The sequence below is a fragment of the Rhodococcus tukisamuensis NBRC 100609 genome, from assembly GCF_001894985.1.
GTDB classification, from domain to species: Bacteria; Actinomycetota; Actinomycetes; order Mycobacteriales; family Mycobacteriaceae; genus Rhodococcus_G; species Rhodococcus_G tukisamuensis.
The window spans coordinates 347,080-363,047 of record NZ_BCXG01000002.1 but is presented as its reverse complement, the minus strand read 5'-3'; the positions used below and the strand labels follow the sequence as shown (position 1 = coordinate 363,047).

Below are 15,968 nucleotides of genomic sequence, written 5' to 3'. Positions count from 1 at the left end.
TGACGTGCAGACCTTTCCCTTGTGAGGGCTCTGTGATTCAATGTTTATAGAACGTGTTCCACATCACTTGCGGCAACGATCGCGAGGGCAGGAGACAGCAGTGGCACAGCCCAACATTCCCGCGGGTTTCGACTTTACGGACCCCGACATCTACGCACATCGGATCCCCGTCGAGGAGCTCGCGGAGGTTCGCAAGGCCGAGCCGGTGTTCTGGGTCGAGCAGCCCGACGGCGTCGGCGGGTTCAACGACGGTGGCTACTGGTTGGTCACCCGGCACGAGGATATCCGCGACGTCTCGATGCGGAGCGAGGTGTTCTCCACTTGGGAGAACACCGCCATCCCGCGTTTCGCGGACGACATGCAGCGCGAGGCCATCGAGCTGCAGCGCTTCGTGCTGCTGAACAAGGACGCGCCGGAGCACACCAAGCTCCGCAAGCTGGTTTCCCGCGGCTTCACCCCCCGCGCGATCAACGGGCTCAAGGCCGAGCTCAAGGACCGGGCCGAGGCCATCGTCAAGGCCGCCGCTGCGGAGGGTAACGGCGACTTTGTCACCCAGGTCGCGGCGGAGCTGCCGCTGCAGGCCATCGCCGAGCTGATCGGTGTGCCGCAGGAGGATCGCGGCAAGGTCTTCGAGTGGTCCAACCAGATGACCTCGTACGACGACCCCGAGTTCGCCGACATCGACCCGGCTGCCGCGTCGATGGAGATCCTCGGATACGCGTACCAGCTGGCCGAGGCGCGCAAGCAGAACCCGGGCGACGACCTCGTCACCACGCTCATCGAGGCGGACGTCGACGGCGACGAGCTCAGCCCGGAGGAGTTCGGCTTCTTCGTGATCGTGCTCGCGGTGGCCGGTAACGAGACCACCCGCAACGCCACCACGCACGGCATGAAGGCCTTCATGGACAACCCCGAGCAGTGGGAGCTGTACAAGAAGGAGCGCCCGAAGACCACGGCGGACGAGATCATCCGCTGGGCCACCCCGGTTGCCTCCTTCCAGCGCACCGCGCTCGAAGACACCGAGATCGGCGGCGTCGCAATCAAGAAGGGCCAGCGCGTGGTGATGAGCTACGTGTCGGCGAACTTCGACGAGGAGGTGTTCGAGAACCCGGAGAAGTTCGACATCCTCCGGAACCCGAACCCGCACCTGTCCTTCGGTGGCACCGGCGCGCACTACTGCCTCGGCGCCAACCTGGCCCGCATGGAGATCGACCTGATCTTCAACGCGATCGCCGACATCCTCCCGGACATCACCCAGGTCGGCGAGACCCGCCGGCTGCGGTCCGGCTGGCTCAACGGCATCAAGGAGTACCAGGTCGACTACAAGACCGGCGGTTGCCCGGTGTCGCACTAGTCGCGACAGCAAGTCTCACCCCGGCAGCGCCGGCGCGGTCATCCCGCGTCGGCGCTGCCGTCTTCGTTCCGGTCCACGGTGGCCCCAGCGGTGCAGCCATTCGTCCCAGGCGGGTGCCACCAGTTCGAACAGCGCCGTGTAGCCGTCGGATCGCGGGTGGGCGCCGTCGCCGTCGCGCACCTGCCGGCGCCAGACGTCGTGCATCTCCAGGGTGGTGAACACGTCGACGAAGGTGCACGCGCATCGCAGATGTCGCGAAAATCATTGCTGAGCAAGAGAATCTGACGGTTGTGTTCCTCGTCGTGCACGGGCGGCGGGCCGACGAAGAGGACCGGCGCGTCCTCGGCGGCGCCCAGGCAGTCGATCAGATTCGCCCGAGAGGTCGCGGCCGGTCCAGCCGAGAGCGGTCTCGTCGCCGACACCCGCGACGAAAGAGTCTCCGATGAAACAGATCCGGAGATCGTCCGATTGCATGTGCACTGAATGTCGTCCTTCCGATCGCCTACGGTCGGACCCACCCTGCCGTGAAACGGAAGGGACCGCACCTCGATTACGAGGTGCGGTCCCTTCCGGCGTTCGTGCGTACTACAGCTTGACGAGCGTCTTCATCGCCCGGTCGACCTCCCAGAAGGCCCGAATCGACTGCAGCTTCCCCTCGGCGTTCACCCGGTAGACGAACACGCCTTCGGCGTCGATCTGGTTGCCCGCCACTACGGACCGGATGCTGCCGATGTAGACCATCTCGTCACCGCAGATCAGGGTGTCCGCGACGTTGAAGGTCAACGAGTCGGTGTTGGCGATCGTCATGTCGTAGAAGCGGGCGATCGCCTCCCGGCCGTGGTGCCCCTTGCCCTCGGGGTCGAAACCCGAAGGGCCGACCGGATCCTCGACCCAACCGTCCTCCGCGAAGAGGTCCAGCCACTCCGCCTTGCGCTTGCCGCTCGCTGCCGCCTGCGAGGCACGCGACGCGATGCGAGCCGGATGTTCGACGGTCGTCGTCATGGTGCTCCCTCGGTCCTAGTTGATGTTCTCGGCGGCGAACTTGCGCAGCGAGTCCTGCTTGGCTTCGAGCGGGCCGTCGAACGCGACGCCGTCGAAGAGCCACGGCACCACGATGGTGTCGGTGACGCCGGCCGCGGCGAGCTCCTGGTACCCGTCCTTGCCGAAGCGGTCGATGCACACAGCCTGAATCTCGAAAGGCTGGTCCGCACGGCCGTTTTCGGCGAGTAGATCGTCGAGCTTGCGCTTGGTCTCGACGAGATCCTTGAACTTCATCATTGCCGAGGTCCAGCCGTCACCCACCCGGGCCGCGCGGCGCAGAGCCACGTCGGTGTGTCCACCGACGTAGAACGGCACCGGCTTGGTGGGGGCGGGGCTGATCTGCAGCTTGTCGAAGTCGAAGAACTCGCCGTGGTACTCGACCATGCCGCCGGCCAGGGTCAACTTGATGACCTCGATCATTTCGTCGACCCGGGCGCCGCGGCGCTTGAACGGCACGCCGCACCACTCGAACTCTTCCGGCGCCCAGCCGATCCCGACGCCGAAGCCGAAGCGGTTGCCGGTCAGGTTGGCCACCGAGCCCACCTGCCGCGCGAGCAGCAGGGGGTTGCGCGAGCCCAGCTTGAGCACGTTCGTGTAGAAGCCGATGGTGGAGGTCGCGGCCCCCATCGCGGCCGCCGCGATCAACGGGTCCACCCACGGCGTCTCGGCGTTCCACATGCGGGAGCCGTCCGGGGTGTACGGGTAGTCGGCCGCGGCCGACTCCATGTAGAACAGCGAGTCGGGCAGTGCGATGTTGGCGAACCCGCACTCCTCCGCAGTCTGCGCGAGCGGAACCAACTGCTCGAGCGGACTCATCGCGATACCGACGGTGAACTTCACAGTGGGTGTCCCTTCTAGTTGGTCGGGCGGTCGGCGCCGACGACCCACATCGCAAAGTACTGCGAGCCACCGCCGTACGCATGACCGAAGGCCTTGCGGGCGCCGTCGACCTGATGGTCACCTGCGCGCTCCATCACCTGCATCGCCGATTCGGCGTACCGGATCATGCCGGACGCGCCGATCGGGTTCGACGAGAGCACGCCACCCGACGCGTTGACCGGCAACCGCCCGCCGAGAGCGGTCTCGCCGGCCTCGGTGAACTTCCAACCTTCGCCCTCCGGCACGAACCCGAGGTTCTCCAGCCACATCGGCTCGAACCACGAGAACGGCACGTAGATCTCGGCCGCGTCGATCTCGGTTGCCGGATCGGTGATGCCCGCGGCCTTCCAGAGAGCGGCAGCGGCGTCCCGGCCGGCCTGCGGGTTCGCGACGTTGCGGCCGGCGTACGACAGCGGCTCGGTGCGCATCGCGGTCGCATGGATCCACGCCACCTTGCGGCCGTCGGCCTCGACAGCCTTCGCAGCGTCCTCGTTGCCGATGACGATTGCACAGGCGCCGTCCGACGACGGGCAGGTCTCGTCGAAACGGATGGGGTCCCACAACATCTGGGAGGCCATCACGGATTCGATGGTGATGTCCGCCTGCTTGAGGTGCGCGTACGGGTTCAGCGCGCCGTTGCGGCGGTCCTTGACGGCGACCATCGCGCCGATGTGGTCCGGGGCGCCCGAGCGTCGGATGTACGAGCGCACATGCGGTGCAAAGAAGCCGCCCGCGCCCGCGCCGACCGGCATCGTGAACGGCACCGGGGTGGACAGTGCCCACATCGCGTTGGACTCGGACTGCTTCTCCCACGACACTGCGAGCACCCGCTTGTGCACGCCGGCCTGCACCAGGCTGGCCGCGACGTTGCCCGTCGAGGCACCGACCGATCCGGCGGTGTGCACGCGCAGCAGCGGTTTACCGTTGGCGCCCAACGCATCCGACATCGCGAGTTCCGGCATCATCGAACCCTCGAACAGGTCGGGGGCCTTGCCGATGACGATGGCGTCGATGTCGTCCCAGCCGACGTGGGCGTCGGCCATCGCGCGGTCGATCGCTTCGCGGATCATGCCGGCCATCGTGACGTCGTGGCGCTTGGCGACGTAGTAGGTCTGACCGGTGCCGAGGACTGCGGCATTCTGCTTTGCCATCAGTTGTTGCGTCCTTCCATGACTGCGACCAGGTTCTGCTGCAGCACAGGGCCGCTGGTGGCATGTGCGAGTGTGCGCTGCGCGTCGCCGCTCATGATCTTGCGCGCCGCGTAGCCGATGCGCTCGAGACCGCCGGCGAACATCGGGTTGCCGGTGAGCGGGCCGCCCGACGGGTTGATCGTGGTGGCGTCGGTCAGGCCGATCGCCTCACGAAGGATGATCTCCTGATGGGTGAACGGCGCGTGCAGTTCTGCGACGTCGATGTTCGAGACGTCGCCACCGGTGGCGGCACGCGCTGCGGCCGCGGTCGACGGCGAGATGGTCAGATCGCGCGACCCGAGGTTGGGGGAGTCGATCCGATGCTCGATGCCGGTGATCCAGGCCGGCCGCTCGCACAGCTCGCGGGCACGGTCGCCGCGGGCCAGGATGATCGCGGCCGCACCGTCGGTGATCGGCGCGCAGTCGTGCGTGCGCAGCGGGTCGGCGACGTATTCGGACGCCAGCAGTGTCTCGATGTCGACGTCGCCGGAGAACTGCGCGTTCGGGTTGTCCTTGGCCGCGGCGCGGCTGCGCTGGGCGATCTGCGCCATGTCCTCGGCCGTCCACTTGCCGGCGTCGAGTCCGAGCCGGGCCTGCAGGCCCGCCATCGAGACGGAGTCCGGCCACAACGGGGCAACCAGGTACGGGTCGGTCTGCATGGCCAGGATCTGTCGGAGGTTACCGGCGGACGACTTGCCGAAGCCGTACACGAGGGCGGTCTCGACCTCGCCGGTCATGAGCTTGACCCAGGCCTCGTACAGCGCCCAGGCGGCGTCCATCTCGACGTGCGACTCGTTGATCGGCGGCACGGCCCCGATCGAGTCGATCGCGGAGATGAACGAGAACGAGCGGCCGGCCAGGTAGTCGGACGATCCTGAGCACCAGAACCCGATGTCGGACTTGGTGATTCCGAGCTCCGCATACAACTGTTGGAAGCAGGGGACGAGCATCTCGACGCCGTTGGTGGTGCCGGTGGTCTCGCGCACATGGGGGGCCTGTGCGAAGCCGACGACTGCAATGTCTGTCATGGTCTTTCGGCTCCTAGAGGTGGTGCTTGTAGGTGTCGTAGTCCGCGTCCGGCTCACCGGAGGGACGGAAGTGGGAGACGTTCCGGAGCGAGTACACCCACTCCTCCTTGGGCCGCCAGACGGCCTCGACGCGCATGCCCATCCGCACGTCGGCCGGATCGACATCGAGGATCAGGTGCAGGAACGGGATGTCGGCGCCGTCGAGCAGGACGTAGGCCGCCACGTAGGGCGGCTTGATCGACTGGCCCAGGAACGGGACGTTGACGATGCAGAACGTGGTGATGGTGCCCTTGTCGGACACCTCGACCTGCTCCTTTGTGGGAACACCGTCGGTGGGGTTCGCGCCGCGCGGAGGGACGTACACCTTGCCGTTTGCATCGGTGCGGCCGCCGATGATCTTGCCCTCCATGAGGCCACGCAGGTAGTAGGTCTCCTCGAGCGACGCGGTGTGCTTGTAGTGCAGGTCGATCGGGGTCACGATGTCGGTGACCGGGTCACCGCCGGGCTGCGCCGGGGTGGACTCGCTCTCGCCGGGTTCGAAGCAGGCGATGTCCCGGATGTGGCCGGTTCGCTCGTCCGCCCAGCGCACCCGCACCCGCATCCCGGTGCTCATCGCGTCCGGCGTGCCGGCGTCGACGGCGTGCAGGATCGAGGTGTCGGCGCCATCGAGCTTCACCAGTGCCCACGCGAACGGGTGGCGGAGCGGCTGGCCCTCGATGGGTTCCGGCATCCACGTCCAGCTGACCACCGTGCCGGTGTCGGAGACCTCGACGAAGTCGGTCATCGGTTCGTGGGTGGCGGGATCGAACTCCGGCGGCGGCACGTGGACGCGACCGTCGGACCCGCGGACGCCCACGACCCGACGGTCGCGAAGACCGGTCACGAATGCTCCGATGGTCGGTCCGACGGACCGCGTGTAGTCGAATTTCAGATTTAGTGGTGCACTCAGCGGCTGCTCGGCCACTTGGGTCTTTTCAGGGGTCACAAGTTCGAGTAGAACAGGTTCTTATTACTGTGGCAAGGGTCACCGGCATGGTGCGGTGGAAATGGGAAAACACGGAGGCGCACACATGAAGCTGGGGTTGCAACTCGGGTACTGGGGCGCACAGCCGCCGGCCAACGCGGCTGAACTCGTTGCAGAAGCGGATCGGTCGGGGTTTGATGCCGTCTTTTCCGCCGAGTCGTGGGGCAACGACGCGTTCACCCCGCTCGCGTGGTGGGGTTCGAGCACCGAGCGGATCCGGCTCGGGACCTCGGTGGCGCAGCTGTCCGCGCGGACGCCGACCGGCGCCGCCATGCACGCGCTGACCCTCGACCACCTCTCCGGCGGTCGCGCGATCCTCGGTCTCGGTGTTTCCGGGCCGCAGGTCGTCGAGGGCTGGTACGGCCAGCCCTTCCCGAAGCCGCTCGCGCGCACCCGGGAGTACGTCTCGATCGTGCGGCAGGTGCTCGCGCGGGAGGCACCGGTGACCAACGCCGGCCCGCACTACCCGCTGCCGTACACCGGTGAGGGCTCGATGGGTCTGGGTAAGCCGCTCAAGCCGATCACCCACCCGCTGCGCGCGGACCTGCCGATCTGGCTCGGCGCGGAGGGCCCCAAGAACGTCGCCATGACCGCGGAGATCGCGGACGGCTGGCTGGCGATCTACTACACGCCGCGACTGGCACCGATGTACAACGAGTGGCTCGACGAGGGCTTCGCGCGCCCGAGCGCCCGGCGCAGCCGGGAGGACTTCGAGGTCGCGGCCACCTGCCAGGTCGTCATCACCGACGACCGGGCGTCGGCGATCGCGAAGCTCAAGCCGATCACGGCGCTCTACGTCGGCGGGATGGGTGCGGCCGAGGTGAACTTCCACGCCCAGGTGTACACCCGGATGGGCTACGGCGACGAGGTCAAGGAGATCCAGCGGCTCTTCCTGTCCGGCCGCAAGGAGGAGGCCGCCGCGATCGTGCCGGATGAGATGGTCACCGACACGATGATCCTCGGCAACGTCGACGAGGTCCGTGACCAGGTCAAGGTGTGGGAGGACTCGGGCGTCACCATGCTGCTGGTGACCTGCCGGGACGTCGCGCACATGCGTCAGCTGTCCGAGGCGATCAACCCCGCCTGACCGCGAAACGACAGTTCCCCAATGTCACATCGGTTCACTCGAGCTGAACCAATGTGACATTGGGGAACGGTGGGGCAGGGTCCCTGGAACTCAGCGGCCCTGGAACTTCGGGGCGCGCTTCTCGGCGAACGAGCGCGGGCCCTCCTTGGCATCGTCGCTCCTGAACACCTCGGCGCCGATCTCAGCCTCGAGCTTGAAGGCGTCTTCCTCGTGCATGCCCTCGGTGACGCGGATGGTCTTGAGGATCGCCTGCACGGCGATCGGGCCGTTCGCGGCGATTGCATCGGCGATCTCGAGTGCCTTGGACAAGGCCTGTCCGTCGGGGACGACGTGGCCGATCAGGCCGAGTTCCTTGGCCTCGGGCGCCGGGACGTTGCGGCCGGTGAGCAGGATCTCGGCGGCGACGGTGTACGGGATCTGGCGGACCAGGCGGACCGCGGAACCGCCGAGCGGGAACAGTCCCAGCCGGGCCTCGGAGACGCCGAACTTGGCGCTCTCGCCGGCCACGCGGATGTCGGTGCCCTGCAGGATCTCGGTGCCGCCGGCGATGGCCGCGCCCTCGACTGCGGCGATCAGCGGCTTGGTGAGCCGACGGCCCTTGAGTAGCGCCGGCAGCTTGGTCAGGTCCATGCCGCCCTTGACGAACTTGTCGCCGGGGGCGTTCTTGTTCATCGCCTTGAGGTCCATGCCGGCGCAGAACGTACCCCCGGCGCCGGTGAGGATCGCGACCCGGATGTCGGGATCGGCGTCGACCTGGTCCCAGGCCGCGGTCATGATCGCCATCATTTCGCTCGACAGGGCGTTGCGCGAGTCCGGTCGGTTCATCGTCACGATGAGGACGTGACCGCGCTTCTCGACGAGGCAGTGCGGCGACTGTTCCGAAATGTCGGAAACTTCGGCTGTGGTGGAGGACACTTAATTCGCTCCCGATCTCGTGTGAGGTGGGTCTCAAACTGACCCTTGCATGAAACGGTAACACGTTCTATTTTGTTGGACGTGGCCCTTAATATCGCAGACTTCGTCGAGCACTCCATCGACCTGAATCCCGAGCGGGTGGCGCTGCTGGACAGCGACCGCGAGATCACCTACGCGCAGCTGGAGGAGCGGACCAACCGTCTCGCCCACTACCTGCAGGATCACGGCATCAAGCCGGGTGACAAGGTGGGCATCTACAGCCGCAACACCATCGAGGCCATCGAGGCCATGGTGGCGGTGTTCAAGGCCCGTGCGGTGATGGTCAACGTCAACTACCGCTACGTCGAGAACGAGTTGCAGTACATCTTCGAGAACTCGGACATGGCTGCGCTCATCGTCGAGCGCCGGTACGTCGACAAGGTGGCCAACGTGTTGCCGAACACGCCGCTGGTCAAGTCCGTGATCGTCGTCGAGGACGGCACCGATCTGGACATCGCCTCGTTCGGCGGCGTCGAGTACGAGCAGGCCCTGTCCGAGGGACGGCCCGAGCGTGACTTCGGCGAGCGCAGCCCCGACGACATCTTCATGCTCTACACCGGCGGCACCACCGGCATGCCCAAGGGCGTCATGTGGCGTCACGAGGACTGGTGGCGGGTGCTCGGCGGTGGCACCAACTTCATCACCGGTGAGCGGGTTGAGGACGAGTGGGAGATCGCGAAGGTCGGCGCCGCCAACCCCGCGATGGTCCGCTTCCCGATCCCCCCGATGATCCACGGCGGCTCGCAGTCCGCGGTGTTCCACAGCCTCTTCGGCGGCGGCACCCTCGTGATGCACCCCGAGTTCGACGGCCACGAGGTGTGGCAGGTCATCGACAAGCACAAGGTCAACCTCATCTTCATCACGGGTGACGCGATGGCGCGCCCCATGGTCGACGCCCTCCTCGCCGGCAACCCGGAGACCGGTGAGCCGTACGACCTCTCGTCGCTGTACGTGATCGCGAGCAGCGCGGCCCTGTTCTCGCCGTCGCTCAAGGAGCAGTTCCTCGACCTGCTGCCCAACCGTCTGCTCACCGACTCGATCGGTTCGTCGGAGACCGGCTTCGGCGGCCTGGCGACCATCTCGAAGGGCTTCGAGCACACCGGCGGACCGCGGGTGAAGATCGACGCCTCCACCGTCGTCATCGACGACGACGGCAACCAGGTCGAGCCCGGTTCCGGTCAGGTCGGCCTGCTGGCCCGTCACGGGCACATCCCCCTCGGCTACTACAAGGACGAGGTGAAGACCGCGGCGACGTTCAAGACGTTCAACGGGGTTCGCTACTCGATCCCCGGCGACTACGCCACCGTCGAGGCGGACGGCACCGTCACCATGCTCGGTCGTGGTTCGGTGTCGATCAACAGCGGCGGCGAGAAGATCTACCCCGAGGAGGTCGAGGGCGCAGTCAAGTCGCATCCCGACGTCTTCGACACCCTCGTCGTCGGTGTTCCGGACGAGCGCTTCGGCCAGCGGGTCGCCGCGGTGGTCGCGCCGCGCGAAGGCACCCGTCCGAGCCTCAACGACATCGTCGACGCGGCTCGCAAGGAGATCGCCGGATACAAGGTGCCGCGCAGTCTCTGGATCGTCGACGCGATCAAGCGGTCCCCGGCCGGCAAGCCGGACTACCGCTGGGCCAAGGAGCAGACCGAGTTGCGCGAGGCCGACGACCACCTCACCAACGGGAACTCCTGATGCGTAACGCCCTGGCCGAGAAGTTCGGCATCGAGTACCCGATCTTCGCGTTCACCCCGTCCGAGCACGTGGCGGCGGCGGTGTCGCGGGCCGGCGGACTCGGTGTGCTCGGCTGCGTGCGGTTCAACGACCCCGAGGAGCTCGAGGCCGTCCTCACCTGGATGGACGAGAACACCGACGGCAAGCCGTACGGCGTCGACATCGTCATGCCGGCCAAGATCCCGACCGAGGGCGCGGCGGTCGACCTGGACAAGCTGATCCCGGCCGAGCACCGCGCGTTCGTCAACCGGACGCTCGACGAACTCGGCGTTCCGCAGCTGTCCGACGACGTCGAGCGGGCGACGGGAACCCTCGGCTGGCTGCACTCGGTGGCCCGCGCGCAGGTCGACGTCGCACTCCGGCACCGTCCGGCGCTGATCGCGAATGCGCTCGGTTCGCCGCCCAAGGACGTCATCGACGAGGCGCACGCGCACGGGGTGCCGGTCGCGGCCCTGGCCGGCGCGGTCGGTCACGCACTGAGCCACGTTGCCAACGGCGTCGACATCGTCATCGCCCAGGGCTACGAGGCGGGTGGCCACACGGGTGAGATCGCCTCGATGGTCCTCGTTCCCGAGATCGTCGACGCGGTGGGCGATTCCGCCACCGTGCTGGCCGCGGGTGGTATCGGCAGCGGCCGGCAGATCGCGGCGGCGATGAGCCTCGGCGCCTCCGGCGTGTGGATGGGGTCGTACTGGCTCACCGCCGCGGAGTACAAGCTGGGCAGCGCCGCCGACGGGACGTCGGCAACGCAGCGTGCGCTGCTCGCCGCGACCTCGAGTGACACCGTTCGCTCGCGGATCTACTCGGGCAAGCCGGCTCGCCTGCTCAAGACCAAGTGGACGGAGGCCTGGTCCAAGCCCGGCGCACCGGACGCGCTGCCGATGCCGCTGCAGAACCTGCTGGTGGCCGAGGCACACCAGCGGATCGTCGCCTCGGAGGATCCCGAGGTGGTCGCGATGCCGGCAGGACAGATCGTCGGGCGGATGAACGAGATCCGGCCGGTCGCCGAGTCGATCGCCGAACTGGTCGCCGAGTTCGACGCGACCGTCGCGCGACTGGAGAAGCTCAAGTAGGTTCCATCGCCCACGGGCGTGGACAGTGAAGGCCACACACCGAAGGCCGGGTACGAATCTCGTACCCGGCCTTCGGTGTCGGTGAACGAATCCGGCGGGACTCCTTCACCGTCGGATCAGATGTCTGCGCTCAGCGGTCGAGTTCGGCGTCGAGTTTGGCCGCGAGTTCGGCGGTGACGGGGACGAACGAGGTGGTCCCGGCGGCCCGGAACCAGGTGGGGTCGGGGGAGTTCCAGCGCTGTGCGCTCAATGAACGGCCGAGCACCTTGTAGGTCGCGGTCTTGGGCAGGTCTGCGCTCACTCGGATGACAGTCGGGACCTGCTTGGGTCCGAGATCGGGTTGGCTGGTGAGGAACTCGGCGAACTCGTCGACGTCGAAGCCGTCCGCGACCACCAGCGCCACCGCGACGCGGTCGCCGACCTGCGGATCCGGGACCGCGTAGGCCGCGGCCTCCACGACCTGCGGGTGGCGGGAGACGATGTTCTCGATCGGAGCGGTGCCGAGGTTCTCGCCGTCCACCCGCATCCACCCCGAGCTGCGGCCCGCGAAGTAGACGTAGCCGTCGGCGTCGACGTAGCCGAGATCGCCGCTCCAGTACTGGCCGTCGCGGACCCGCTCGGCCTCGGCCTCGGGGTTCTTGTAGTAGCCGGCGAAACTGCCGGTGCCGGCGGTGTTCACCAGTTCGCCGGTGGCCTTGTCGGCGTTGGTGATGTGCCCATTGTCGTCGAATTCTGCGATGGGGCAGGGTGTTCCGTCGTCTGGATCGAGGACGGCGATGCCGGCGGGCAGCGGGCCCAGCGCCCCGGGCGGGGTGCCCGGCGGCCGGGAGATCAACACCCCGCCCTCGGTGGAGCCGAAGCCGTCGACCACCCGGACGGCAAAGCGGCGCGCGAACTCGGCGATCGCAGACGCCGAGCCCTCGTTGCCGTAGACGACCTTCAGCGGGTTGTCCGCGTCGTCGGCCCGTTCGGGTGTGGCGAGCACGTAGGCGAGGGGCTTGCCCACGTAGTGCGCGAAGGTGGCGCCGAATCGGCGCACATCCGGCAGGAACCCGGACGCCGAGAACTTGCGTCGCAGGGCGAAGTTTCCGCCGACGGCCAGGGCGATGGCCCAGCACGCCATGACCGCGCCGGAGTGGAACAGGGGCATCGACGCGTAGGTGGTGTCGGCGGCGGACAGTTCGAAGCGGTCCGCCAGCATCCGTCCCGGACCGGCGACCATCTTGTGCGTGACCCGCACGGCCTTCGGGTTGCCGCTGGTGCCGGAGGTGAAGATCAGCATGAACAGGTCGTCGCCCGCCGCGACACGGTCCGGCACGGCGCTGCCGCGGTGGGCGGCAAGCAGATTCGTCCAGTCCGGGGAGTCGACGGTGAGGACGCGGACCCCGCCGAGGTCGAGGCCGTCCAGCAGTTCGACAGTCGAGGAGTCGGCGACGACCACCTGGCAGTCGGCCCGGGCGATGTCGCCGGCGAGGGCCTCGCCACGGCGGGTGGTGTTCAGTCCCACCACGACCGATCCGCCCAGTGCCGCGGCGCCGAGCAGGAGGGAGAACTCGGGCACGTTGTCCAGCAGCACCCCGACGTGTCGGGGTGCTGCCGGATCGAACAGGGTCGCCAGGCCCGCCGCCAGGTCGGCACTGAGTGCGACGTGCTCGGACCACGGAATCTTCTTGTCCTCGAACAGGATTCCGTGGTCGTCGTCGTCTCGAAGCCGGAGCAGCAGATCGGTGACAGTGGGCGTGGCGATCGTCATGGTGTGCAGCCTAGGTTCAGGCCGGCACGTCGGCCAGGATCTGTCCCAGTCGGCGCAACTGCTCGGTGGCCGAGCCGAGCGCGAACTCGTTGTGCTTGGCCGCCAGGAAGTAGCGGTGCACGGGGTGTTCGCGGTCGAGGCCGACACCGCCGTGGACGTGGATCACGGTGTGCGCCACCCGGTGACCGGCATCGGCTGCCCAGAACTTCGCGGTCCGGACCTCCTCCTCGGCCGGCAGGTTCTCGCTGAGCCGCCAGGCGGCCTGCCAGAGCGTCAGCCGGGCGCCCTTGACGTCGATGAAGGCGTCTGCGAGGCGCTGGGCCACGGCCTGGAAGCTGCCGATCGGACGGTCGAACTGGACCCGCTCGCGCGCGTACTCCGCGACCAGTTCCAGGGCTCGCTCCAGGGTGCCGAGCTGGGTCGCGCTCAGCGCGACGGCGGCGCGGGCCAGGATCCAGTCCATGATCTCGGCGCCGTTGTCGGTGCTGCCGAGCAGTCGGTCCGAACCGACCTTGGTGCCGGCGAACTCGACGATCGACTCCGCGCTGAAATCGGTGACACGCTGGCGTTCGACGGTGACCCCGGCGTCGGACGGCTGCACCAGGAACACCGCGACACCCTCGGGGGTGGTGGCGGGAACCAGGATCAGGTCCGCGAAAGTGGCTGCGGGCACGGTGATCTTGGTGCCGGTCAGCACCCAGTCGTCACCGCTGCGCACTGCCGTGGTCACCGGCTTGGCCGGGTTGTCGTTGAGCTCCTCGGCGAGGGCGACGGTGAGGACGACCTCGCCGGCGCCGGCGCGCTGCGCCCACTGCCGCTGGGCGTCGTCACCGAACTCGGCCAGTGCCGAGGCGGCGAGGACGATCGAGGACAGGTACGGCACCGGTGCGAGGGGCCGGCCGATCTCGCGCAGCACCGAGCACTGCTCGAGGATGCCGAAGCCGCCGCCGCCGACCGACTCCGGCAGCGCCGCGGCGAGCACGCCGGCGTCGGCAAGTGCCTTCCAGAGCTTGTCGTCGAAGCGATCCTGCGCGCCGTCGAGCTCCTTGAGTCGTTCCGGGGTGGTGAGCTTCTCGGCGATGCTCCGGGTGAGCTGTTCGAGGTCCTGCTGGGCCTCTGTGTGGGTGAAGTCCATGATGTTCCTTTGACTCGCGCGGTCAGCGCAGGATGGGGGCCGGGGTCAGCGCCGGGTGGGCGGTGGCAGTCACCGCTTGGCGGGCGGCTGGCCCAGTGCCGTCATGGCGAGGATGTCGCGCTGCACCTCGTTGGTTCCGCCGCCGAAGGTCAGGATCAGCGCGGACCGGTGCCACCGCTCGAGGCGGCCGCGCACGGCGACGCCCTTCGAGTCCTGGCGCAGGTACGCCAGCGGACCGAGGACCTCCATCAGCAGTCGGTATGCCTCGGTGGCGAACTCGGTGCCGAACACCTTGCAGGCCGACGCGTCGCCCTTGCTCGGGGCGTCCGCGGAGGAGACCTCCCAGTTCAGCAGCTTGAGGTACTCGACCTTGGCGTGTACGCGGGCGATGTTGATCTGCACCCATTCCTGGTCGATGACGCGACGACCGTCGGCCATCTTGGTGTTCTGCGCCCACTCGATCGTGTCGCGCAGCGCGCCCTGGATCTGTGCGGCGGAGACCAGCGCCACGCGTTCGTGGTTGAGCTGGTTGGTCATCAGGCCCCAGCCGCCGTTCTCCTCGCCGACCAGTGCGGACGACGGCACGCGCACGTCCTGGTAGTACGTGGCGCTGGTGTCCGGACCCGCCATGGTGTGCACGGGCGTGTACGAGAAGCCCTCGGCGGTGGTCGGCACGATGAGCATGCTGATGCCCTTGTGCTTCTTGGCGTTCTGGTCGGTGCGCACGGCGAGCCAGACGTAGTCCGCATACGCGATGAGGCTGGTCCACATCTTCTGGCCGTTGACGATGTAGTCGTCGCCGTCCTTGACCGCGGTGGTCCGCAGGCTGGCCAGGTCGGTGCCCGCGCTGGGCTCGGAGTACCCGATGGAGAAGTGCACCTCACCCGAGGAGATCTTGGGCAGGAAGAACTTCTTCTGCTCCTCGGAGCCGTAATGCATGATTGTCGGCGCGACGGAGTTGATGGTGAGGAACGGGACCGGGGCGCCGGCGATCGCGGCCTCGTCGGTGAAGATCAACTGGTCGATCGGCGAGCGTTCCTGTCCGCCGTACTCCTTGGGCCAGCCGAGAGTGAGCCAGCCGTCCTTGCCCATCTCGCGCACGACGTCGCGGTAGACGGTGCCCGATCCGTACTCGCCGGTCTGCGCGGAGAGCGCCTCTCGGCGTTCCGGAGTGATGAGCTTGGCGAAGTAAGCGCGGAGCTCTTCGCGCAACTTCTGTTGCTCCGCGCTGTAGTTGATGTGCATCGGTGCCTCTCCGGTCTCTGACACAGGTTCTAGTCTTGCGGAAGGCCGTCGCTCCGTCCCGGGATTTTGCCGGGCGCGGCGTGCTTTCGGCCCGTCGTCGGGGGTTTTTCGCATCATTGCACAGGAGTGGAACGGGTTCTAGTCTTATGCTGGATCCGCACGCGGTTCCAGCCCGTAGAACCGGCGTTGCAGGCGTCTGACTCGAATGAGAAGTGAGGATCATCAATGAAGGTCACGGTCGATTTTGATCTGTGTGAGGCCAACGGCGTGTGTGTCGGCATTGCGCCCGACGTCTTCGATCTCGATGACGACGAGCAGCTGCTGATCACCCAGCCGGAGGACACCCCCGAGGCGGCGGCGCTGATGAAGGAGGCCGTCTCGCAGTGCCCACGTGCGGCGCTGCGTCTCGAGGCCTGACAGTTCTTGCCGCAAACAGGAACACGTTCTAGAGTGACAGCCGTCACGAACGTGGCTGGA

Annotated in this window: 15 protein-coding genes; 5 read left to right on the top strand and 10 right to left on the bottom strand. The window is 67.5% G+C overall.

Annotation, left to right across the window (positions count from 1 at the left end; all coding sequences use genetic code 11):
- Window positions 1-100 precede the first annotated feature (100 nt).
- A complete protein-coding gene (locus RT2_RS03675; protein WP_072843150.1) occupies window positions 101-1,354 on the top strand; it encodes a cytochrome P450 in 1,254 nt (417 codons plus the stop codon).
- Between the two features lie 15 nt (window positions 1,355-1,369).
- Here RT2_RS03675 and RT2_RS26105 read toward each other — a convergent pair whose 3' ends face one another.
- The 6 genes from RT2_RS26105 to RT2_RS03645 form a co-directional block, all read right to left on the bottom strand.
- Window positions 1,370-1,576: a hypothetical protein gene (locus RT2_RS26105; protein WP_072843149.1), complete on the bottom strand. Its 207-nt coding sequence runs from the start codon at window positions 1,574-1,576 to the stop codon at window positions 1,370-1,372.
- 363 nt (window positions 1,577-1,939) lie between these two features.
- Window positions 1,940-2,356 (bottom strand): nuclear transport factor 2 family protein, encoded by a 417-nt coding sequence (locus RT2_RS03665; RefSeq protein ID WP_072843148.1) that lies wholly within the window; start codon window positions 2,354-2,356, stop codon window positions 1,940-1,942.
- Window positions 2,357-2,371: 15 nt separating this feature from the next.
- Window positions 2,372-3,235: a TIGR03619 family F420-dependent LLM class oxidoreductase gene (locus RT2_RS03660; RefSeq protein ID WP_072843147.1), complete on the bottom strand. Its 864-nt coding sequence runs from the start codon at window positions 3,233-3,235 to the stop codon at window positions 2,372-2,374.
- Between the two features lie 14 nt (window positions 3,236-3,249).
- Entirely contained in the window at window positions 3,250-4,425 is a 1,176-nt protein-coding gene (locus RT2_RS03655) for a thiolase family protein (protein WP_072843146.1), read from the bottom strand.
- Complete coding sequence (locus RT2_RS03650; RefSeq protein ID WP_072843145.1) at window positions 4,425-5,492, bottom strand: thiolase family protein; 1,068 nt, start codon at window positions 5,490-5,492, stop codon at window positions 4,425-4,427. The genes RT2_RS03655 and RT2_RS03650 overlap by 1 nt, the downstream gene beginning before the upstream one ends.
- A gap of 13 nt (window positions 5,493-5,505) precedes the next feature.
- The gene (locus tag RT2_RS03645; RefSeq protein WP_371851136.1) at window positions 5,506-6,456 is read right to left on the bottom strand and encodes a Zn-ribbon domain-containing OB-fold protein; all 951 of its coding nucleotides are present in this window, start codon (window positions 6,454-6,456) and stop codon (window positions 5,506-5,508) included.
- Between the two features lie 106 nt (window positions 6,457-6,562).
- On the opposite strand from RT2_RS03645, the gene RT2_RS03640 reads away from it, so the two are divergent.
- Window positions 6,563-7,603 (top strand): LLM class F420-dependent oxidoreductase, encoded by a 1,041-nt coding sequence (locus tag RT2_RS03640; protein WP_072843143.1) that lies wholly within the window; start codon window positions 6,563-6,565, stop codon window positions 7,601-7,603.
- A gap of 90 nt (window positions 7,604-7,693) precedes the next feature.
- Here the strand turns inward: RT2_RS03640 and RT2_RS03635 are convergent, their stop codons facing one another.
- Window positions 7,694-8,518 (bottom strand): crotonase/enoyl-CoA hydratase family protein, encoded by an 825-nt coding sequence (locus tag RT2_RS03635; RefSeq protein WP_072843142.1) that lies wholly within the window; start codon window positions 8,516-8,518, stop codon window positions 7,694-7,696.
- 81 nt (window positions 8,519-8,599) lie between these two features.
- Between RT2_RS03635 and RT2_RS03630 the strand changes: the two genes are divergently transcribed.
- Complete coding sequence (locus RT2_RS03630) at window positions 8,600-10,246, top strand: acyl-CoA synthetase (RefSeq protein WP_072843245.1); 1,647 nt, start codon at window positions 8,600-8,602, stop codon at window positions 10,244-10,246.
- The gene (locus RT2_RS03625) at window positions 10,246-11,358 is read left to right on the top strand and encodes an NAD(P)H-dependent flavin oxidoreductase (protein WP_072843141.1); all 1,113 of its coding nucleotides are present in this window, start codon (window positions 10,246-10,248) and stop codon (window positions 11,356-11,358) included. Before RT2_RS03630 ends, RT2_RS03625 begins: the two co-directional genes overlap by 1 nt.
- Before the next feature lie 130 nt (window positions 11,359-11,488).
- Here the strand turns inward: RT2_RS03625 and RT2_RS03620 are convergent, their stop codons facing one another.
- The 3 genes from RT2_RS03620 to RT2_RS03610 all read right to left on the bottom strand — a co-directional run bounded on the left by RT2_RS03620 (window position 11,489) and on the right by RT2_RS03610 (window position 15,491).
- Entirely contained in the window at window positions 11,489-13,111 is a 1,623-nt protein-coding gene (locus tag RT2_RS03620) for a long-chain-fatty-acid--CoA ligase (RefSeq protein WP_072843140.1), read from the bottom strand.
- A 16-nt stretch (window positions 13,112-13,127) separates the two neighbouring features.
- Entirely contained in the window at window positions 13,128-14,246 is a 1,119-nt protein-coding gene (locus tag RT2_RS03615) for an acyl-CoA dehydrogenase family protein (RefSeq protein WP_072843139.1), read from the bottom strand.
- Between the two features lie 69 nt (window positions 14,247-14,315).
- Complete coding sequence (locus tag RT2_RS03610) at window positions 14,316-15,491, bottom strand: acyl-CoA dehydrogenase family protein (protein ID WP_072843138.1); 1,176 nt, start codon at window positions 15,489-15,491, stop codon at window positions 14,316-14,318.
- Between the two features lie 225 nt (window positions 15,492-15,716).
- On the opposite strand from RT2_RS03610, the gene RT2_RS03605 reads away from it, so the two are divergent.
- Entirely contained in the window at window positions 15,717-15,908 is a 192-nt protein-coding gene (locus RT2_RS03605) for a ferredoxin (protein ID WP_072843137.1), read from the top strand.
- Window positions 15,909-15,968 lie beyond the last annotated feature (60 nt).